The organism is Phaeobacter sp. HS011 (assembly GCF_018101215.1).
In the GTDB taxonomy this organism is placed as follows: Bacteria; Pseudomonadota; Alphaproteobacteria; order Rhodobacterales; family Rhodobacteraceae; genus Phaeobacter; species Phaeobacter inhibens.
Genome location: NZ_JAGEUF010000004.1, coordinates 442,338 through 461,505 on the forward strand (window position 1 = coordinate 442,338; position 19,168 = coordinate 461,505).

A 19,168-nucleotide genomic window follows, 5' to 3' on the forward strand; every position below is an offset into this window, starting at 1 on the left:
AGGACAACAACAGATGCTGGATACAGCCAAAACCACCGATGTTCAGGCAGAGACCCTGCTTGAGGTCAACAACATCGAAGTGATCTACAACCACGTGATCCTCGTTTTGAAGGGCGTCAGCCTGAAGGTCCCGAAGGGTGGGATCACCGCGCTGCTGGGCGGCAATGGCGCGGGCAAGACGACAACACTCAAGGCGGTTTCAAACCTGCTGCACTCCGAGCGGGGCGAGGTCACCAAAGGGTCGATCAGCTATCGCGGTGAGCGCATTCAGGACCGGGACCCTGCCGAACTGGTCAAAAAAGGTGTTATTCAGGTGATGGAAGGCCGTCACTGTTTTGAACATCTGACCGTTGAGGAAAACCTGCTGACCGGCGCCTATACGCGCAGCGATGGCAATGCGAACATCCAGCGCGATCTGGAGATGGTCTATAGCTACTTCCCACGTTTGAAGGAGCGCCGCCGAAGCCAGGCGGGCTATACCTCGGGTGGTGAGCAGCAGATGGTTGCCATGGGCCGCGCTTTGATGAGCCGCCCGGAGACGATCCTGCTGGACGAGCCATCAATGGGGCTGGCGCCCCAGCTGGTGGAACAGATCTTTGAGATCGTGAAATCAATCAATGAAAACGAAGGGGTGACCTTCCTTCTGGCTGAGCAAAACACCAATGTGGCGCTGCGCTATTCCCACTACGGCTACATTCTGGAATCCGGTCGTGTGGTGATGGATGGCCCGGCTGCTGAACTGCGCGAGAATCCGGATGTGAAAGAATTCTACCTTGGTATGTCCGACGACGGGCGCAAGAGTTTCCGGGATGTGCGATCCTATCGCCGCCGGAAGCGGTGGTTGAGCTGAGGCGGGGTGCTGACATGACAAATTTTGACAGCCTTGAGACTCGCAGTGCAGACGCCCGTGCCTCTGACTTGGCGGAACAACTGCCGCAGCAGATTGCCCGTGCCTTGGCCGCGCCTGGTTATGGCGACAGCTTGCGGGATGTTGATGCCGCGTCTATTACCTCCGTTGCGGATCTGGCGGCTCTGCCGGTTCTGCGCAAATCTGATTTGGGCAAGGCACAGGCTGCACATCCACCGTTTGGTGGGTTCACGGTGAAGCCTGCCAGCGGTTTTGCTCATATCTTCCAGTCACCCGGTCCGATCTACGAACCGGGCGGGGTGGATCATGACTGGTGGCGTATGGGGCGGTTCCTTCATGCGGCGGGTATTGGCCCCGGCGATGTGGTGCAAAACTGCTTTGGCTATCACCTGACGCCCGCAGGTATGATCTTTGAGAATGGTGCGCGCGCGGTTGGTGCCGCTGTGCTGCCCGCGGGTACCGGTCAGACCGAATTGCAGGTCACTGCGGCGCGTGATGTGGGCGCGACTGCTTACGCCGGCACCCCTGACTACCTGAAGGTGATCTTGGACAAGGCCGATGCCATGGGTGTGCAGCTGGGCTTTACCAAGGCGGCTGTGGGTGGCGGGGCGCTGTTCCCCTCCTTGCGTCAGGAATATGCGGATCGTGGTATCACCTGTCTTCAATCTTATGCGACGGCGGATCTGGGCAATATTGCCTATGAGAGTGCGGCTATGGAGGGGATGATCGTCGATGAACAGGTCATCGTCGAGATTGTCACCCCCGGGACCGGCACCCCGGTGGCCGCAGGTGAGGTCGGCGAGGTCGTGGTGACCACGCTGAACCCGGACTATCCGCTTGTCCGGTTTGCCACCGGGGATCTCAGCGCCGTGTTGCCGGGTGACTCCCCCTGCGGTCGCACCAATATGCGGATCAAGGGCTGGATGGGGCGCGCGGATCAAACCACCAAGATCAAGGGCATGTTTGTGCGCCCTGAACAGGTTGCGGCACTGGTCGACAAGCACGATGAGATCATCAAGGCGCGCGTTATTGCCAGCCGGGACGGCGAAATGGATGCGATGACCGTTCAGATCGAAGCGCAGAACGGCGATGAAATCGCTTTTTCCCGTTCTGTGGTGGAGGTGCTGAAGCTGAAAGGCCGCGTGGAAGTGGTCGCACCCGGTGTCCTGCCTAAGGATGGTTTGGTGATCGAGGACCAGCGCAGCTACGACTGATCCCCTGTCCTGTTGGGGGTACCACCCGATCAGGGTATATCTGGCGCAACCGGGTTCCTCCCTCCGGTTGCGCCAGTTTTTGTTTCGCCACGCTTTTTTGAAGTATGCGGGCGCGGCGAATGGCTGCGCTTTGGCATTGTTGCTGGCATTTCCGACGAAAATGATCGAAATAGAGGGCTGCACTGAGGTAGTCCTGCGTTCATGCCAAAGATCACATCCATTTCACCCGTAGCAGCAGAGGCAGCACGAGCCGCCGATGCATCGGCCGTTAGTGATACGGCCTCCGCAGGTGCGGTGCCATCCATGACAGGTCCGAGCGGCCGTCGGGGGCGGCGGAAAAAACCCGGCGGTGCGCTGTTTGCCACTGTCGGTTGGGTGGTGGCCCTGGCGTGTCTGTTGCCAATGCTGGCGGTCTCCCTTGCGGCGCTGACAGGTGGGACAGAGACGATCCGGCACCTGATGGACACGGTATTGCCGGGGTATGTCGGCACCACATTGGTACTGGTCTTGCTGGTGGCGCTAGGTACCGGAATGGTCGGTGTGGGTGCGGCCTGGCTGGTGACGATGACCCGTTTTCCAGGCGTACGGGTGATGGAGGTCGTGCTGATCCTGCCGCTGGCCTTCCCAGCCTATGTGTTGGCCTATGCCTATACCTTCGTGCTGGATCATCCCGGTGTTGTGCAGACGACATTGCGACAGGTGACTGGCTGGGGGCCGCGCGACTATTGGTTCCCGGAGATCCGCTCCGTCGGAGGGGCAGCGGTGATGCTGGTACTGGTGCTTTACCCCTATGTTTACCTGCTGGCGCGGGCCGCGTTCCTGCAGCAAAGCGCGGGAGCCTTTTTAGCGGCGCGTGCGCTTGGCAACACCTCTCTGCAGGCATTCTGGCGGGTCAGCCTGCCCATGGCGCGCCCCGCGATTGCGTCCGGTGTTCTGTTGGCTGTCATGGAGACCATCGCTGACTTCGGGACCGTGAGTTATTTCGGTGTGCAGACCTTTGCCACCGGGATCTATACCAGCTGGTTTTCTCTGGCGGACAGGGCTGGCGCGGCGCAGCTGGCGCTATGTCTGCTTGGGTTTGCCCTGACCTTGGCAGTCGCGGAACGGGCCACACGCGGACGGGCACGCTATCATCACGCGGGTAAGCACCAGGCCAAGATGCCGCCGGTGGATTTGCACGGTTTCAAGGCGGCTCTGGCGTTTGGTCTCTGTGTCTTGCCGGTCCTCTTGGGGTTTCTGTTGCCGGTTGTGATTCTGGCACAGATGGGGATGGAGTCGGAGCAGAACCTGTTCAGCAAACGCTACCTGGGATTCTTGCAGAACTCGCTCACGCTGGCGATGACGGCTGCGCTCCTGACGGTGGTCGCGGCAGTTTGCCTTGGGTTTTACCAGCGCCTGCGGCCGGGTCGGCCCTCAGCGCTGGCGGGGCATGTCTCGCGGCTGGGCTATGCGGTGCCGGGCGGAGTGATCGCGGTTGGGTTGATGGTGCCCTTCGCAGCCTTTGACAACACATTGGATGCTTGGATGCAGGCGAATTTCGAGATCCGGACCGGTCTGCTGATTACCGGATCGATCTGGCTGCTGGTGGCTGCCTATATGGTGCGCTTTCTGGCAGCGGCCTTGGGGGCTTATGAGGGCGGGCAATCCACGGTGCACGCCAATATGGACGCCGCCGCGCGGTCACTGGGGCAAAGCCCGCTGGGCATGCTGCGTCGGGTGCATCTGCCGATCCTGACGCCCAGCCTGATGACCGCTTTGCTGATTGTCTTTGTCGATGTGATGAAGGAGCTGCCTGCAACGCTGATCATGCGCCCCTTCAATTACGATACGCTGGCGGTTCATGCCTATCGCCTTGCATCGGACGAGCGGCTGGAAGGCGCGGCGGTGCCCTCGCTGGTGATCATGCTGGTTGGCCTGTTGCCAGTGATCCTGATCTGTCGACAGGTGGGGCGGCGCAGTTAAGTATGCGCCCTTTGGCGGCTTAGCTGTGCCACCAATCCTCTATGTCTTCGCGGGAGATCCGGGCCGCGGGGCCAAGTGCAACAAGTATGGTTTCTTCCGCCTCGCAGCGTTTGGCGGAGACCTGTCGGCCAACCACATGCAGCTCATAACCGCCGCCGTTCGTCAGCACAAAGCCCTTCATCCGGTAGAGGCCATCGGGCCGGTTCGCCAGTTTGTCGCCCAAGCGGCAGCGGTCCATGGGTTCATTGCTACGATGGTGCCAGGTGGCATAGGAATGATGGGCGGATTTCGCGCCGGTTCTGCCGACAGGCAACGGCAGCACGTCAAACAGCAGGTCTGCTAGGGGAGCGTTTTCCAGGAGCGTTGGGGTGCGGGCGCCAAGCGCGTTCAGTTGCTCCATGACAGCGTTCGACAGGGTGTCACATTTGCTTATCAGCACCAGATCTGCGGCCCGGATCTGCTGGCTTACCTGATCGCGCAAGAGATCATCGCCAAGGAGATCCGAGAGGTTTTCGCCATCTGTAACGGTGATGATACCGCCGTAGGACAGCTGAGCTTCGTTCACCACGGTATTAGCGATGGCGACCGGATCGGAGAGGCCGCTGGCTTCGATCACGATGTGATCCGGGTGGTTCTCCTCTGCGAGAATACGGTGCAGAGCGGCAGTCAGATCCTCCCCTAATGTGCAGCAGACGCAGCCGTTACTGAGCGCGATGGTCTGCGCGTTGGCATCCTGAAGAAGACTTTCGTCGATGTTGATGCGACCAAAGTCATTGACCAGAACCGTTAGGCGCAATCCATGATCCTCGCTCAGAAGTCGATTGATCAGGGTGGTTTTTCCGGCGCCGAGATAACCGCTGATGATGGTGACCGGGATACGCTTCATCGGGTGTGTCCCGATGGGATGATGTGGTCACGCATGGCTTGTCCCCGCTCTGCATCGCTGAATACGGGCTGCAGCTATAGGTGGTCTTTCCCGGTCCGTCCACCCTCAGCGCGACGTCAGGTCAAGCCGGTACTGGCGGCAACATGCTCGTTTAATTCATGGCGTATCCGCTTTTCTGGGGGAGCACCTCAGACAATGCAATTGGCGGGAAGCGGTAGGGAGGACCTAAAATCACGGCAACCCGGGGGCTCGGCTCCAGGGACACTGGAATTGTGAAAAAGGGATGAAAGCCGTGTTAAACCGCAATGAACTGATTCTCCGCATTGTCCTACTGGGGCTGGGGGCGACGGCGTTTATGGATCTATGGGCGATTGCCGCTGATACATTGTTTGGCGTCCCGCAGAGCAATTTTGCCGTGGTTGGACGATGGCTTGGCCATATGCCTGAGGGGGTGTTCACCCACGACAGTATCCGCAAAGCTGCACCGGTGGCGAATGAAGGCGCACTTGGCTGGACTGCACATTACATAGTTGGCGTGATCTTCGCCGCGTTATTCGTTGCGGTTGGCGGGCAGCGTCAGCTGCTGCAGCCGGGGCCGGTTGTACCGATCCTTTTTGGCCTGGTGACGGTGGTTGCACCGTTCTTCATCCTGCAACCAGCACTGGGGGCGGGCATCATGGCGGCAAATAAACCCAATCCGGATGCCGCGCGACTAAAGAGCCTGATGTCGCATTTCTCATTCGGTTTGGGGCTTTACGTGGTGGCGTATGGTCTGTCCCGTCTGGCACCCAAGGGGCGGCTCGGATCTGAGGATCAGATTTCGCCTGCTGAGTAGCTGGGTTGCTGTCCGGCGTTCAGAACAACAAGGGCGCAGGAAATCCTCCTGCGCCTTTGCCTCTAGATCAGTGGCGCATTTGCGCCGGTCATCACGCGGTAGGGATTATTCCCAGCCCACCTGATTGAAGATCTTCTGGGCGGTGGGGATGTTCTTTGCCACGTCGGACAGCTGAACATCATCCGGCTTGAAGTGACCGAGTGCGGCGATGCTGGGTGCCAGAGCAACGCCGGGAACCGCAGGGTATTCGTCATTGCCAGCCGAGAAATACTGCTGTGCCTGATCGGAGGCGAGGTATTCTAGGAACTTCACGGCATTGTCTTTGTTGGGGGCGTTCACTGCCACACCACCGCCGGAGAGGTTCATATGCGCGCCTTCTGCGTCCTGCGCAGGGAAAACCCAACCGATCATGTCACGGTCTGCCGATAGACCTTTTACGTCTTTACGGATGGAGCGGGCAAAGTAGTAGCTGTTGCCAACCGCGATTTCGCATTCGCCAGAGACAATGCCGCGCAGCTGGTCGGTATCACCCCCCTGCGGTGCGCGCGCCATATTGGCGACAACGCCTTTGGCCCAATCGGTTGCGGCCTCTTCACCGTGGTGCGTGACGATCGAGGCCAGCAGGGTCTGGTTGTAGGTGTTGGTCGACGACCGGATGCAGACCTGACCTTTGTAAGCCGGATCGGCGAGGTCGAGATATGTCTTCGGCGGGGTTGCGACATCTGCCTTGTCAAAGAATATGATACGTGCGCGCTGCGAGAAGCCGAACCATTGGTTGTCTGCATCCTGCAGGTAGCCCGGAACGCGGGCTTCCAGCGTGTCGCTGTCGATGGCTTGCAGCAGACCTTCGTTCTTGGCGCGGGCAAGGCGAGAGGTGTCGACTGTCAGCAGAATGTCAGCAGGGGAGTTTGCACCCTCTGCGCTCATCCGGGCGATCAGCTCGTCGGCTTTGCCTTCGATGCGGTTGATGGTGATGCCGGTGGCCTCTTCAAAATCGGAGTAGAGACGCTCGTCGGTATCATAGTGGCGCGAGGAGTAGAGGTTCAGCTCACCCTCAGCAGCGGCAGATGTTGCGACGGCGGCGACCAAGGCGCCTGCAAGAATGGTGGTCGATTTCAGCATGGTACATCCCATCTATTCAAAACACTCGGGGGTCTTGGCCAGAGGCGTCGAACCCGACTGATTTGCTCAGATAAAGAGTTTCAGCAAAAATGCAAAGAAAAACCGACAAAAATAATCGGAAAAAGGCGCCTGCCTCGGCGACTTGGCCGTAGGGCGCGATGTGGGAGGGTATAAAATGAAAAAACCGCATCCGAAGATGCGGTTTTCAAATCAGCTAAGCTGCGTCTGGCAATCAGCCCTGGCGTGCTTTAAAGCGGCGCTGGGTCTTGTTGATCACATAGACACGGCCCTTGCGACGCACAACGCGGCAATCACGGTGCCGGTTCTTGAGCGAGCGGAGCGAGTTCTTGACCTTCATGGCCTATCTCCTGTTCTGCGGCGCGAACCAGCGCCTGGGTTGCGGGGCTCCGATCCTTAGACCAGAGCAATGAATTCATGGTGGGCGATACAAGGTTCGAACTTGTGACCCCTTCGATGTCAACGAAGTGCTCTACCACTGAGCTAATCGCCCATAAATACCTACGCTTTCGGCCGGCCCCAAATTGAAAGGGGCGCGGATGACCGCGCCGGTGAGGGGGTCTATAAAATGAGTCGGAGAGGGGTGCAAGAGCTTTTGACCGCAGAAATTTCCGGTCTATGCTGTTTCTTGTATCTGAGCGGCCGGAGCCTGCATGTCTGACACAGTATATTTGGTGGAAATGCCACAGGAATTGCGGTCCGGGGTTGTTTTTGCCTCACCGCACAGCGGATCGGACTACAGCGCAGCGTTTCTGGCGCAGACGATTCTTGATCCTTTGCAGCTGCGCAGTTCGGAAGACGCCTTTGTTGACGAGCTGTTCGCAGCCGCGCCGCGATTCGGAATGCCCCTGCTGACCGCGCGGGCGCCACGCGCCTATGTCGATCTCAACAGATCAACCGAAGAACTGGACCCGGCGCTGATCGAGGGTGTCATTAAACGCGGGCAGAACCCGAGGGTGGCTTCGGGGCTGGGAGTTGTACCACGGGTGGTGGCCCATGGGCGGGCGATCTACCATGGAAAGCTAAGCCAGTGCGAAGCGAGGCGGCGAATCGAGTCCTATTGGCGACCATATCATGCCGCATTGCAGCAGCTTCTGGATCAGGCGCGGATCGGGTTTGGACAGGCGGTGCTGATTGATTGCCATTCAATGCCGCATGAGGCGATATCTGCTGCCGGGCGGAGGGGGGCTGGGCTGCCTGATGTTGTGCTTGGGGACCGGTTCGGTGCTGCCGCCTCCTCCGAGGTCATGGACCGGGTCGAAGCGGCGTTTGTCGGCGCCGGGCTGCGTGTGGCGCGTAATACCCCCTTTGCAGGGGCCTATATCACGCAGACCTATGGCCGCCCGTCGCGTGCGCAACATGCGGTGCAGGTCGAAATTGATCGTAGCCTCTATATGAATGAGGCGCGCATTGAGAAAACCGCCGATTTTGCCGCGCTGCAAATGGTGCTGACCGATGTGATCGCTGAACTGTCGCAGCTGAATTGTGATCCGGTGCCTCTGGCAGCGGAGTAAGCGCAGCCCCTGTTACCGAAGAGCGCGGCCTTTCTGGATGGCGGATTTACCAAAGCGTTCGCGGATAGCATCTGTCGCACGTTCGGCCTTGGCGCGCTGACCTGCCTGAGGGTCGAGCAAATCACCGGTGATATCAGCTTGGGTTTCCGGGACCAAATCGGAAATGCCGCAGCCAAGCAGCCGGTAGGGACCTTCGTCGCCAACTTGATCCAACAGGGCACGGGCGGTGCGATAGACGGTATCCGCGATTTGGGTGGCGTCGCGCAGGGATTGCCGCCGGGTGAGGCTGCTGTGATTTGCGCGTTTCAGCTTCAGCGTCACCACCCGTCCGGCCAGCTGCCGCGCTTTGGCACGGTCGGAGACCTTTTCGGCCAGCCGCCACAGATGTCCGTCAAGCACCTCAAGACTGGCCGTATCCTCAAAGAAGGTGGTCTCATTCGAGATGGATTTGATGGGCGCATTGGAGGATACGCGGCGCCGGTCCTGGCCACGCGCGAGATGCCAGAGCCGCTCTCCCATCGAACCGAAGCGAGCATTAAGATCAGTCCGATCCCATCTGAGAAGATCGGAGAAGCTGCGAATCCCGGCCTTGTCGAGCGAGGCCTGCGCGGCGGGGCCAATGCCCCAGATCAGGCGCACCGGTTTGTCCTTCAGGAACTCAGAGGTTTCAGCCGCGCCAATCACCGAAAATCCGCGGGGTTTGTCCAGATCTGACGCGACCTTGGCCAGGAACTTATTGTGCGACAGCCCGATGGATCCGGTCACACCCAGTTCATCTTTCATGCGTTTGACCAGCCGCGCCAGCATCACCGCAGGCGGCGCGCCATGCAGGCGCTGGGTGCCGGACAAATCCATGAAAGCCTCATCCAAGGATAGCGGTTCAACATCTGGGGTCAGCTCATCCATCATGGCGCGGATCTGGCGGCTGACGTCGACATAGACGTTCATGCGAGGTTTGATCACCACCGCGTCCGGGCAGAGCTTCAGCGCCTGAAACATCGGCATGGCCGAACGAACACCACGAATGCGCGCGACATAGCAGGCGGTGGAGACCACGCCACGTTGCCCGCCACCGATCACCACAGGTTTGTCGGCGAGATCTGGATTGTCGCGTTTTTCAACACTGGCGTAGAATGCATCACAATCCATATGTGCGATTGAGAGCGAGAACAGCTCAGGATGAGCTTTGATACGCGGGCTTTGGCAGCTGGGGCAGCGCTTTGGGTTCGGGGTCCTGCCATTCTTCGGTTTCAGCACACCATGGGACAGGCATTCCCGACAAAGTACCTGCAGGTTCTGGCCGCCGCCTGCCGGACCCTCAGGTCTGGTCAGATCAGACGTTATAGGATGCTGGTCGGACATGGGCGCAAAAACCGGGAGGGGCTGAATGAGGGAATCTCATGGTGCTGCAGGGGCGCATAGAGTAGCCTCTGCAACGGAAATTGTCTTTAGACGATCTGACATGGTGAGAGCAGGGATGACATTCAACGGTGCCAAGCTGGCACTTTTTATCGGTGACAGGCTGTTGGTCATTGAGCGTGACGCCTATCCGGACATTCCCTATCCCGGCCACTGGGATTTCCCAGGCGGCGGTCGCGAAGGGGCGGAAACACCAGAAACCTGTGCCCTGCGCGAAACCGAGGAGGAGGTCGGGCTGCTCGTACAGGAGACAGATCTGGTCTGGCGGCGAAGCTATGCGCGGCCCAACGGTGTGGTCTGGTTTTTTGCTGCACATTTACCTGCCAAGAGAGAGCGAGACATCAGGCTGGGGGATGAGGGGCAGAGCTGGGCGCTGGTCCGGCCCGAATGGTACATCGCGCACGATCTGGCGGTACCCCATTTCGCCGATTATCTGCAGGCCTATCTATCGCATCGCGGCACTATCGGCGCATGAGCTTGTGCGCGTTTGCCGCCCGGTTCAAAATCGATGCCCTGAAAGAAAGAACCCCCGCTGCTGTAGCGGGGGAGGTGACGAACCTCAGGAAGAGCAAGGCCGTCAGGGGAGTGTCTCTTCAACAGGGTCGGTCATTTTGACCTCTCAGCATAGTCTGTTGCGCAGGATTATGTAATTCCATCTCTGGCTGTGTGCTTTTGTGGGCACAGGACAAAAAGGCGCATTTGGCAGCATGGCGATATAGAAATCTGTTGCAATTCGCATACTTGACCCTAGGTAAGCGTTGCGTAAGGCCGGGTCGCAGCCTGCCTATATGGGGCGCAGTCAAATGTTTTATTTCTGCCTAATGTTTAGGCAGTTTTCGATATCGACCGTGCTGGAACGGTCAATCTGACCGTCGCGAAGGGAAACCCGCCAAAGCGATCTGCGTCGGCGGGTTTGGAGTGTTGAAGAAGTGAAACCTGAGCTTGGCTGCCGCCTGCTTGAACGTCTGTGTCAGCGGGGCAGGCTGGTCAGAATATCTTCGGCTGCGCTGCGTGGTGCTTCCGCGGCCCAGATCGGACGGCCCACTACGATATGGTCGGCACCTGCCTCTAACGCGCTGGCCGGGGTGGCCACGCGTTTCTGATCTCCCAGGGCGGCTCCGGCGGGGCGTACGCCTGGGGTGACAATGAGCTTGCCTGATGCTTCGGGCAGGGCGCGGATCAGGGCGGCCTCCTGCGGGCTGGCGATCACGCCATCGGCTCCAGCGGTGAGCGCAAGGCCCGCGCGCTCCTGTACCAGATCAGAGATTTCCCCAGATTTGATCAGCGCCTCGTCCAGATCGGCGCGGTCCAGAGAGGTGAGGATGGTCACGCCAAGGATTTTGAGGTTGGTGCCAGCGGCGCCTTCCTTGGCGGCGCGCACAACATGCGGATCACCGTGGACGGTGAGGAAATCGAGGTCAAACTGCGCCAGACCGCGCACCGCAGCCTCAACTGTGGCGCTGATGTCGAAGAGTTTCATGTCAAGGAAGATGCGCTTGCCGCGTTCCTGTTTCAGTTCATTGGCGAGGGCCAGCCCCCCGCCGGTCAACATGCCCAGGCCGATCTTGTAGAACGACACAGCATCGCCAAGCGTATCGGCCAGTTGCAGCCCGGCGATCGCATTGGGAACGTCCATCGCAACGATCAGGCGGTCGTCAGCTGTGGTTTCTTGGCGGGGTTTGGCGGTGGAAGATGCGGACATGGAGGTTCCTCGGCTTAGGGGCGCCTTTGCGGGCAGTGTGGAGATGCAGGCAGTTTAGGGATCGCGCTGCTTTTAGTGGTGGTGTTGCCGTTGGGAAAGGGGAAAACGGCGGGGTCGACGGGGCGGCCATGCTCCCTCAGTGTTCTGCTAGGAGTGCAGGCGGGGCATACTCTTGATCTGGGTCAGGGATTTGGTGACATATTTGCCGCATACTGACCTTGAAGAGACAGTAAGATCTCCCACATTGAACCTGAAGGCCCTGAACGGGACGTGCTGCAAAGCGGGCGTCGCCACCAAAACGGGGCGCTTATATAAGGAGAGCAAGATGGACTTGAACAAGTTCACAGAACGGGCGCGCGGTTTTGTGCAGGCGGCCCAGACGATTGCACGACGTGAGGATCACCAGCGACTGATGCCTGAGCATTTGCTGAAGGCGCTGATGGATGACGACCAAGGACTGGCGAGCAATCTGATCACTCGCGCTGGTGGAACGCCGGAACAGGTGGTTCAGGCGCTGGAGTTGGCGGTGTCCAAACTGCCCAAGGTGCAGGGCAATTCTGCTGATATCTATCTGGATGGCCAGACCGCCAAGGTGCTCGACGAGGCGGCTAAGATTGCTGAGAAGGCCGGTGACAGTTTCGTGCCGGTTGAGCGGCTGCTGATGGCGCTGTGTATGGTCAAGTCCAAGGCCAAGGATGCGCTGGCGGATGGCAATGTCTCCGCGCAGGCGTTGAACGAGGCGGTCAATGATATCCGTAAGGGTCGCAAGGCGGACAGTGCCAGCGCCGAAGATGGCTATGACGCACTGAAGAAATACGCCCGCGATCTGACGGAGGCGGTACGGGACGGCAAGATTGATCCGATCATTGGCCGGGATGAGGAAATCCGCCGGGCGATGCAGGTGCTGAGCCGCCGGACCAAGAACAATCCCGTGCTGATTGGCGAGCCGGGGGTTGGTAAGACTGCAATCGCCGAGGGTATGGCCCTGCGTATCGTCAATGGCGATGTTCCCGAATCTCTGCGCGACAAGCAGTTGCTTTCGCTCGATATGGGCGCGTTGATCGCGGGTGCCAAATACCGCGGAGAATTCGAGGAACGCCTTAAGGCGGTTCTGACCGAGGTGACGGAGGCCGCTGGCGAAATCATTCTGTTCATCGATGAGATGCACACACTAGTTGGCGCGGGGAAATCGGATGGCGCGATGGATGCGGCGAACCTGATTAAGCCTGCGCTTGCACGGGGGGAGTTGCATTGTATTGGCGCCACGACGCTGGACGAATACCGAAAATATGTCGAAAAAGACGCTGCTTTGGCGCGCCGGTTTCAGCCTGTGATGGTGACCGAGCCGACGGTTGAGGACACCATTTCGATCCTCCGCGGCATCAAGGAGAAGTACGAATTGCACCACGGTGTTCGTATTGCGGATGCGGCGCTGGTGTCTGCGGCGACGCTCTCCCATCGCTATATCACTGATCGGTTCCTTCCGGACAAGGCGATTGACCTTATGGATGAGGCTGCGGCGCGCCTGCGGATGCAGGTCGACAGCAAGCCCGAAGAGCTGGATGCGCTCGACCGGCAGATTCTGCAGATGCAGATTGAGGAAGAGGCGCTGAAGCTTGAGGATGATGCAGCATCAAAAGACCGGTTGGAGACGCTGCAGAAAGAACTGGCAGAGCTGCAGGAGAAATCGGCGGAAATGACCGCGCAGTGGCAGTCCGAACGGGACAAACTGGCCTCTGCCCGTGGGTTGAAGGAACAGCTGGACCGCGCCCGCGCCGATCTGGATGCGGCCAAACGAGAGGGCAACCTCGCCCGCGCGGGGGAGCTGTCCTATGGTGTCATTCCCGGGCTGGAAAAACAGCTGAGTGAGGCGGAAGCCTCTGAACGCAATGGACTAATGGTCGAAGAGGCCGTTCGCCCCGAGCAAATCGCCGGCGTGGTCGAACGCTGGACCGGTATCCCCACCTCCAAGATGTTGGAAGGGGAGCGTGAGAAACTGCTGCGGATGGAGGCTGACCTGCACGGTCGGGTGATTGGTCAGGATGCGGCTGTGACCGCGGTGTCCAACGCCGTGCGCCGCGCCCGTGCGGGCCTGAATGATGAAAATCGGCCCCTGGGATCGTTCCTGTTCCTAGGCCCAACCGGCGTTGGTAAGACTGAGCTGACCAAAGCCGTCGCTGATTTCCTGTTTGATGACGACAGCGCCATGGTGCGTGTTGATATGTCGGAGTTCATGGAAAAACACGCGGTTGCTCGCCTGATCGGCGCGCCTCCGGGCTATGTCGGCTATGATGAGGGAGGCGTGCTGACCGAAGCGGTGCGGCGCAAACCCTATCAGGTGGTTCTCTTTGATGAGGTTGAAAAGGCCCATCCGGATGTCTTCAACGTGTTGTTGCAGGTCTTGGATGATGGTGTGCTCACCGATGGGCAGGGGCGGACCGTCGATTTCAAGCAGACGCTGATCATTCTGACGTCGAACCTTGGCGCGCAGGCGCTGAGCCAGCTGCCGGACGGGGCCGATGCTGCCGACGCCAAGCGTGACGTGATGGATGCCGTGCGTGCCCATTTCCGCCCAGAGTTCCTGAACCGGCTGGATGAGACGATCATTTTTGATCGGCTGGGTCGCAAGGATATGGATGGAATCGTCACGTTGCAGTTGGCGCGGCTGGAGAAACGCCTTGTGGGCCGCAAGATCACGCTTGAGTTGGATGATGGCGCGAAGACATGGCTCGCAGATGAGGGGTATGATCCGGTGTTCGGTGCTCGTCCGCTGAAGCGAGTCATCCAGAGGGTGTTGCAGAACCCATTGGCGGAGATGCTGCTGGCGGGAGAAATACGCGACGGGGACACGGTGCCTGTCAGTGCCGGCGCTGAGGGCCTGATCATCGGGGATCGTATTGGCACCAGCGATCGCCCGCGCCCTGACGACGCCGTTGTCCACTAAACATGTGCGGACACGATTGAACAGGAAAGGCTCGCCAGATCTGGCGGGCCTTTTCGTCTGCGGTCTGGCTAAGGCATGGCTCTCAGTTACTGGCGACCACGCGTGTTGCGCCCCTGCGGCGTAAAACTGTCAAACGCGGTTCCCAGTCATAACGGGGGTCTTTGGATGTGGCGGACCAGTAGAGATTGCCGCCATAGCGCCAGGGGTCCAACACAATGCCACCGTAGATATCTGCGCCCTTGGGGGCGATGACGGCGCTGCTGTGTTCAATACGAAAGCTGTTTCGTGGTTCCGCGATGGCCCGCAGGATTGTCAGACTCTGGAAGTCTTCACGTTGCAGCCTGGCCTGCATGTCCTCAGCGTAGTGGTAGCATAGGCCCCGTTGCCGGACGCCGCTGTTGACGAGGGTGTTGTGCAGGATGGGTGAGGTTGTGACCTGATACTCTTTTGCCAAGGCCGTCGCATGGCTATAGGCGATTTGCGCCGCGCGCGCAGCCTCGGCGGGATCTACATCGGGGCTCAGGTTTTCGATTGCGTGACGGAGCTGACTGACCTCATCTGGCCTGCCACCGGCATGGGGCGTGCAGCCTGTAACCAGCGCCGTGGCAATCAGCAGCAGGGAAACAACGGTGGACTTCATGCAGGGGCTGCTCGCTCAGTGTTTCGGTATCCCTAGCTTATCAAAGGCAATGACGTCAGACAGCGGGGAAATCCGACTTGGGCGGCTCTATTCCTCGATCGCCTCAAGAACGATGTCATTCAGCAACGTCTGGATCAGTTGCATCTCGCCCTCGGGAAAGGCGCGAAAGCCGATTGTTGTGAAGTTACTGTCCGGCCGTTGCGCGACGAATATGTCATAGGGGCAGAAGGTGATATTCATCGGATTGGCTTCCATCACTTCGCGGGACAGGCTGGCCGAGCAGAAAGAATAAACCTCGGCTTGTTCAAACAGCACCACGTCAGAGCCAACATCTGCGCGGGTGCGTTCCAGCATCTCTCCGACGTGACTGACATGATCGACCACCAGACCACGGTCAGTGATGGCGCTCTCCAGTCCGAAGGTCACATCCTCAAAGGTCAAATTTGTCTGGTAGCTGACCATATGTGTATCTGCTGATTGCTCTGCCAGGGCGGACAGGCCTGTCACGGTGATGGCAGCGGCTGCGCCTGACAGGGTGAAGATATACCTGCCGATATGGCGAGCTGTGGTGCGAATTGCGGTGATTTTTGTCATGGTCCTCTCCCAATGTGATCAAAGGTGACTTGCCCGCCCTGTGGAATACGCCAAGTTGGTATGGGGCGGGCCGATGGGCAGCGCGTTCCATTATCATATAGGAGTTTTTGCATGGGTTTCGCGGCAAATGCCATAGAATTCCTCGCGTATGCCTTTGTCTTTGCGCTGGGCGCGCTGGCACTGATCGCAGCGGGGCTGTTTGTGGTGGATCGGATCCAGACAGAGGACGCGGTGCGGCGCAACTATCCGGTGATTGGCAGGTTTCGCGGGTTGTTCAGCACTTTGGGTGAGTTTTTTCGCCAGTATTTCTTTGCCATGGACCGTGAGGAGATGCCCTTCAACCGTGCGCAACGGGAATGGGTCGGGCGTGCCGCAGAGGGTAAGGGCGACACGGTTGCCTTCGGTTCAACCCGCAACCTGAATGTGCCCGGCACGCCGATTTTCGTGAATGCGGCCTTTCCGGCGCTGGATGATGACAAGGCCTGCTGCGAGCCGCGCCTGATCGGGCCAACGGCCCGCCAGCCCTATATGGCGCCTTCCTTCTTCAATATCTCCGGTATGAGTTATGGGGCACTGTCGGCACCTGCGGTACGTGCCCTCAGCCATGGGGCCAAAGAGGCGGGTATCTGGATGAACACGGGCGAAGGCGGGTTGAGCCCCTATCATCTGGAAGGGGGCTGTGATGTCGTGTTTCAGATCGGCACTGCAAAATACGGCGTGCGCGATGAGAATGGCGTGCTGAGTGATGATCACCTGCGTAAGGTGGCCTCATATGATGCCGTGCGGATGTTTGAGCTGAAGCTGGCGCAGGGGGCAAAACCGGGCAAAGGGGGCATTCTGCCGGGGGCCAAGGTCACCCAACAGATCGCCGAGATCCGTGGGATCCCGGAAGGTCAGGACAGTATATCGCCGAATAGGCACCCTGAAATTGCCAACTACGACGAGCTGTTGGATATGATCGCACATGTCCGGGAGGTGACCGGCAAGCCGGTGGGCATCAAGATGGTCGTCGGGGCCGAGGCCGCCCTGCGCGAGATGTTTCTGCACATTGCGGCGCGCAAGGATGACGGCGCACCGGATTTTATCACGGTTGATGGCGGCGAGGGCGGGACCGGCGCGGCCCCGATGCCACTGATTGATCTGGTCGGTATGTCGGTGCGCGAGGCACTGCCTCTTATGTGTAATCTGCGCGATGAATATGGGCTCAAGGATCGCATCCGCCTGATCGCCTCGGGAAAGCTGGTCAATCCGGGCGATATCGCCTGGGCGCTGGCGGCGGGGGCTGACTTTGTCACCTCAGCGCGAGGATTCATGTTCTCTCTTGGCTGTATCCAGGCCCTGAAATGCAATCGCAACAGCTGCCCCACCGGGATCACCACACATAATAAGCGCCTGCAAAAGGGATTGGTTGTAGAGGAAAAATCCACCCGCGTTGCCCGTTACGCCAAGGAGATCATCCATGAGGTGGAAACCATTGCTCATTCCGTTGGGGTGAGTGAGCCCCGCCAGCTTCGTCGCCGTCACGTACGGATTATGCAGGAGGATGGGCGCAGCCGACCGATGCATGAGCTTATGCCAGGTTACAGTGCCATCGCGGAGACGTGAGAGGATATGTTTTGGACTGTGCCGCAACCTGCCTTAGGTCGTTGGCAACGAACATAAAGGAGATCCCGCATGGCCCACCGCTGGAAGAATGACCTGAGTGACGCTGATGTCACGCCCTATGCTGCATTTCTGAACCGCCGTCAGATCATGGCTGGTCTGGGCAGTGCCGCGGGGCTGGGTCTGGCAGGGCTGGGTGGCACGGCGGCGCGGGCCGCTACGGAGGAGGCACTAGAGCCCAACAGTTGGGAGGATGTGACCACCTATTGCAACTTCTACGAATTTGGCACGGGTAAGGGGGATCCCGCCGCCTATGCGGGTCGGATGACGACGGAGCCCTGGAGTGTCGAGATCGACGGTCTGGTAGAGCGGCCGGGCAGCTATTCCATGGCGCAAATTTTGGATGCTATGACGCTGGAGGACCGGATCTATCGCTTCCGCTGTGTCGAGGCTTGGTCAATGGTCGTGCCCTGGCAGGGATTTGAGCTGGCGGACCTCCTTAATCTGGCCGGAGTGCAGGACGGCGCCAAATATGTGGCGTTTGAAACCCTCTTTCGGCCATCGGAAATGCCTGGCACCGCCTATAGTGTACTGGACTGGCCTTACCGGGAGGGTCTGCGCCTTGATGAGGCGCAGCACCCGCTGACAATCATGGCCACTGGCATATTTGGCAAACCGCTCCCCAATCAGAACGGCGCGCCCCTGCGGCTGGTGGTCCCGTGGAAATATGGTTTCAAATCGATCAAGTCGATTGTCCGCATCACGCTCACGGATCAGCAGCCGCAAACCAGTTGGAACATGGCGAATGCGCGCGAATATGGGTTCTATAGCAACGTAAACCCCACTGTGGATCATCCCCGATGGAGCCAAGCCAGCGAGCGGCGTATCGGCGGCGGCCTTTTTGCCCGCCGCGAACCGACTTTGATGTTCAACGGCTATGAGAAAGACGTGGCCGCGCTGTATCAGGATATGGATCTGGCAGAGAACTTCTGAATGCAGCGGATCAACAGCCTATTTCGTATGGTTCCGGTCTGGCTGGTCTATATGGGCGGGATGCTGCCGGCAGGTGTCCTGTTCTATCAGGGGTTCTCCGGTGCGCTTGGTGCGGAACCAATCAAGGCGCTGGAACATGAATATGGCGAACTGGCTCTGCAGCTGCTGGTGGCGACTCTGGCGATTACGCCGCTGCGCCGCCTGCTCGGGTTGAACCTGATGCGATTTCGCCGGGCCATCGGGCTATTGTGCTTCTTCTATGTGAGCTGCCACCTGCTGGTGTGGCTGCTGCTTGATGTGCAGTTGCTGGGGCAGATCCTGGCGGACATCCTGAAGCGGCCATATATCACCATCGGCATGGCCGGTTTCGTGTTGATGCTTCCCTTGGCGCTGACCTCGAACGGGATTTCAGTTCGCTGGTTGGGCGCGCGATGGCGCCTCCTGCATCGGCTGACGTATCCAGCAGCCTTCCTCGGAGCGCTGCACTATGTGATGCTCGCGAAGGGGTTCCAGCTGGAACCGCTGATCTACATGGGAGCGATCCTCCTTCTGTTGGCACTCCGCCTGCCGTCGGTGGCGTGGCCAAAGCTGGCCTGAGACCGGGCCAGAAGCTTCTGTTGGCGGTTCATGTAGAGATCATAAGGCCCTCCACCGACTCGTCAGAGGGCCCTTGACGCCTACCGACTCGAATTTGGGTGAGCGCAAACAACGCTGACTCGGGTTTGGAACCGGTTGCAGCTTTGGTCCTGCTGGGAAATCTTGTTTGGTTTGACCCTGTGCTGGATTAGTGCGTGAAAGTATTCCCGTTTAAGTCATTGAAAATATACGATTAATACGAAAGTCGCCAAAAAATCG

At 59.2% G+C, this 19,168-nt stretch carries 17 protein-coding genes and 1 tRNA gene; 10 read left to right on the forward strand and 8 right to left on the reverse strand.

The genetic code is table 11. The features are described from left to right. Nucleotides 1-13 precede the first annotated feature (13 nt). The 3 genes from J4721_RS10430 (at nucleotide 14) to J4721_RS10440 (ending at nucleotide 4,044) form a co-directional block, all read left to right on the forward strand. Complete coding sequence (locus tag J4721_RS10430) at nucleotides 14-850, forward strand: ABC transporter ATP-binding protein (protein ID WP_014876149.1); 837 nt, start codon at nucleotides 14-16, stop codon at nucleotides 848-850. Nucleotides 851-864: 14 nt separating this feature from the next. Beyond that, nucleotides 865-2,082: a phenylacetate--CoA ligase family protein gene (locus J4721_RS10435; protein ID WP_014881335.1), complete on the forward strand. Its 1,218-nt coding sequence runs from the start codon at nucleotides 865-867 to the stop codon at nucleotides 2,080-2,082. A gap of 201 nt (nucleotides 2,083-2,283) precedes the next feature. Further along, entirely contained in the window at nucleotides 2,284-4,044 is a 1,761-nt protein-coding gene (locus J4721_RS10440) for an iron ABC transporter permease (protein ID WP_211002506.1), read from the forward strand. Between the two features lie 19 nt (nucleotides 4,045-4,063). Here the strand turns inward: J4721_RS10440 and J4721_RS10445 are convergent, their stop codons facing one another. Next, the gene (locus tag J4721_RS10445) at nucleotides 4,064-4,930 is read right to left on the reverse strand and encodes a GTP-binding protein (protein ID WP_211002505.1); all 867 of its coding nucleotides are present in this window, start codon (nucleotides 4,928-4,930) and stop codon (nucleotides 4,064-4,066) included. Between the two features lie 283 nt (nucleotides 4,931-5,213). Here J4721_RS10445 and J4721_RS10450 point away from each other — a divergent pair, with 283 nt between their 5' ends. Further along, a complete protein-coding gene (locus J4721_RS10450) occupies nucleotides 5,214-5,765 on the forward strand; it encodes a DUF2938 domain-containing protein (protein WP_231739901.1) in 552 nt (183 codons plus the stop codon). A gap of 105 nt (nucleotides 5,766-5,870) precedes the next feature. Here the strand turns inward: J4721_RS10450 and J4721_RS10455 are convergent, their stop codons facing one another. The 3 genes from J4721_RS10455 to J4721_RS10465 all read right to left on the reverse strand — a co-directional run bounded on the left by J4721_RS10455 (nucleotide 5,871) and on the right by J4721_RS10465 (nucleotide 7,398). Further along, nucleotides 5,871-6,887 carry a Fe(3+) ABC transporter substrate-binding protein gene (locus tag J4721_RS10455; protein ID WP_014876144.1) on the reverse strand — a complete coding sequence of 339 codons (1,017 nt, stop codon included), beginning with the start codon at nucleotides 6,885-6,887 and terminating at the stop codon, nucleotides 5,871-5,873. 232 nt (nucleotides 6,888-7,119) lie between these two features. Continuing rightward, the gene (gene ykgO, locus J4721_RS10460) at nucleotides 7,120-7,245 is read right to left on the reverse strand and encodes a type B 50S ribosomal protein L36 (RefSeq protein ID WP_008562923.1); all 126 of its coding nucleotides are present in this window, start codon (nucleotides 7,243-7,245) and stop codon (nucleotides 7,120-7,122) included. Nucleotides 7,246-7,323: 78 nt separating this feature from the next. Next, a tRNA-Val gene (locus J4721_RS10465) sits at nucleotides 7,324-7,398 on the reverse strand. A 160-nt stretch (nucleotides 7,399-7,558) separates the two neighbouring features. Here J4721_RS10465 and J4721_RS10470 point away from each other — a divergent pair. Then, complete coding sequence (locus tag J4721_RS10470) at nucleotides 7,559-8,419, forward strand: N-formylglutamate amidohydrolase (protein ID WP_014881331.1); 861 nt, start codon at nucleotides 7,559-7,561, stop codon at nucleotides 8,417-8,419. Between the two features lie 12 nt (nucleotides 8,420-8,431). On the opposite strand, the gene J4721_RS10475 is transcribed toward J4721_RS10470, so the two are convergent. Further along, complete coding sequence (locus tag J4721_RS10475; protein WP_211002632.1) at nucleotides 8,432-9,712, reverse strand: DNA polymerase IV; 1,281 nt, start codon at nucleotides 9,710-9,712, stop codon at nucleotides 8,432-8,434. 184 nt (nucleotides 9,713-9,896) lie between these two features. On the opposite strand from J4721_RS10475, the gene J4721_RS10480 reads away from it, so the two are divergent. Then, nucleotides 9,897-10,313, forward strand: coding sequence for an NUDIX hydrolase (locus J4721_RS10480; RefSeq protein WP_076617792.1), 417 nt, complete (start codon nucleotides 9,897-9,899; stop codon nucleotides 10,311-10,313). Nucleotides 10,314-10,808: 495 nt separating this feature from the next. On the opposite strand, the gene pyrF is transcribed toward J4721_RS10480, so the two are convergent. Then, nucleotides 10,809-11,540 carry an orotidine-5'-phosphate decarboxylase gene (gene pyrF / locus J4721_RS10485; protein WP_102855562.1) on the reverse strand — a complete coding sequence of 244 codons (732 nt, stop codon included), beginning with the start codon at nucleotides 11,538-11,540 and terminating at the stop codon, nucleotides 10,809-10,811. 325 nt (nucleotides 11,541-11,865) lie between these two features. On the opposite strand from pyrF, the gene clpB reads away from it, so the two are divergent. Next, on the forward strand, nucleotides 11,866-14,484 hold the full coding sequence (gene clpB / locus J4721_RS10490; protein ID WP_014876139.1) for an ATP-dependent chaperone ClpB: 2,619 nt from the start codon (nucleotides 11,866-11,868) through the stop codon (nucleotides 14,482-14,484). Nucleotides 14,485-14,566: 82 nt separating this feature from the next. Here clpB and J4721_RS10495 read toward each other — a convergent pair whose 3' ends face one another. Both J4721_RS10495 and J4721_RS10500 read right to left on the reverse strand, forming a co-directional pair. Beyond that, nucleotides 14,567-15,124 carry a hypothetical protein gene (locus tag J4721_RS10495; RefSeq protein ID WP_211002504.1) on the reverse strand — a complete coding sequence of 186 codons (558 nt, stop codon included), beginning with the start codon at nucleotides 15,122-15,124 and terminating at the stop codon, nucleotides 14,567-14,569. Between the two features lie 87 nt (nucleotides 15,125-15,211). Then, the gene (locus J4721_RS10500; protein ID WP_211002503.1) at nucleotides 15,212-15,718 is read right to left on the reverse strand and encodes a DUF302 domain-containing protein; all 507 of its coding nucleotides are present in this window, start codon (nucleotides 15,716-15,718) and stop codon (nucleotides 15,212-15,214) included. A gap of 111 nt (nucleotides 15,719-15,829) precedes the next feature. Between J4721_RS10500 and J4721_RS10505 the strand changes: the two genes are divergently transcribed. From J4721_RS10505 to msrQ, 3 genes are all read left to right on the forward strand, one after another. Continuing rightward, complete coding sequence (locus J4721_RS10505) at nucleotides 15,830-17,323, forward strand: FMN-binding glutamate synthase family protein (protein ID WP_211002502.1); 1,494 nt, start codon at nucleotides 15,830-15,832, stop codon at nucleotides 17,321-17,323. Nucleotides 17,324-17,392: 69 nt separating this feature from the next. Continuing rightward, nucleotides 17,393-18,313 carry a protein-methionine-sulfoxide reductase catalytic subunit MsrP gene (gene msrP, locus J4721_RS10510; RefSeq protein WP_211002501.1) on the forward strand — a complete coding sequence of 307 codons (921 nt, stop codon included), beginning with the start codon at nucleotides 17,393-17,395 and terminating at the stop codon, nucleotides 18,311-18,313. Further along, the gene (msrQ, locus tag J4721_RS10515; protein ID WP_211002500.1) at nucleotides 18,314-18,910 is read left to right on the forward strand and encodes a protein-methionine-sulfoxide reductase heme-binding subunit MsrQ; all 597 of its coding nucleotides are present in this window, start codon (nucleotides 18,314-18,316) and stop codon (nucleotides 18,908-18,910) included. Nucleotides 18,911-19,168: the final 258 nt, after the last annotated feature.

Excerpts from the sequence above, each read along its gene's own strand:
- J4721_RS10455 (WP_014876144.1), bottom strand. The coding sequence starts at position 6,887 with ATGCTGAAATCGACCACCATTCTTGCAGGCGCCTTGGTCGCCGCCGTC.
- msrP (WP_211002501.1), top strand. The coding sequence starts at position 17,393 with ATGGCCCACCGCTGGAAGAATGACCTGAGTGACGCTGATGTCACGCCC.
- pyrF (WP_102855562.1), bottom strand. The coding sequence starts at position 11,540 with ATGTCCGCATCTTCCACCGCCAAACCCCGCCAAGAAACCACAGCTGAC.
- J4721_RS10450 (WP_231739901.1), top strand. The coding sequence starts at position 5,214 with ATGAAAGCCGTGTTAAACCGCAATGAACTGATTCTCCGCATTGTCCTA.
- J4721_RS10430 (WP_014876149.1), top strand. The coding sequence starts at position 14 with ATGCTGGATACAGCCAAAACCACCGATGTTCAGGCAGAGACCCTGCTT.
- J4721_RS10480 (WP_076617792.1), top strand. The coding sequence starts at position 9,897 with ATGACATTCAACGGTGCCAAGCTGGCACTTTTTATCGGTGACAGGCTG.
- J4721_RS10505 (WP_211002502.1), top strand. The coding sequence starts at position 15,830 with ATGGGTTTCGCGGCAAATGCCATAGAATTCCTCGCGTATGCCTTTGTC.
- ykgO (WP_008562923.1), bottom strand. The coding sequence starts at position 7,245 with ATGAAGGTCAAGAACTCGCTCCGCTCGCTCAAGAACCGGCACCGTGAT.
- clpB (WP_014876139.1), top strand. The coding sequence starts at position 11,866 with ATGGACTTGAACAAGTTCACAGAACGGGCGCGCGGTTTTGTGCAGGCG.
- J4721_RS10435 (WP_014881335.1), top strand. The coding sequence starts at position 865 with ATGACAAATTTTGACAGCCTTGAGACTCGCAGTGCAGACGCCCGTGCC.
- J4721_RS10440 (WP_211002506.1), top strand. The coding sequence starts at position 2,284 with ATGCCAAAGATCACATCCATTTCACCCGTAGCAGCAGAGGCAGCACGA.
- J4721_RS10445 (WP_211002505.1), bottom strand. The coding sequence starts at position 4,930 with ATGAAGCGTATCCCGGTCACCATCATCAGCGGTTATCTCGGCGCCGGA.
- J4721_RS10470 (WP_014881331.1), top strand. The coding sequence starts at position 7,559 with ATGTCTGACACAGTATATTTGGTGGAAATGCCACAGGAATTGCGGTCC.
- J4721_RS10495 (WP_211002504.1), bottom strand. The coding sequence starts at position 15,124 with ATGAAGTCCACCGTTGTTTCCCTGCTGCTGATTGCCACGGCGCTGGTT.
- msrQ (WP_211002500.1), top strand. The coding sequence starts at position 18,314 with ATGCAGCGGATCAACAGCCTATTTCGTATGGTTCCGGTCTGGCTGGTC.
- J4721_RS10500 (WP_211002503.1), bottom strand. The coding sequence starts at position 15,718 with ATGACAAAAATCACCGCAATTCGCACCACAGCTCGCCATATCGGCAGG.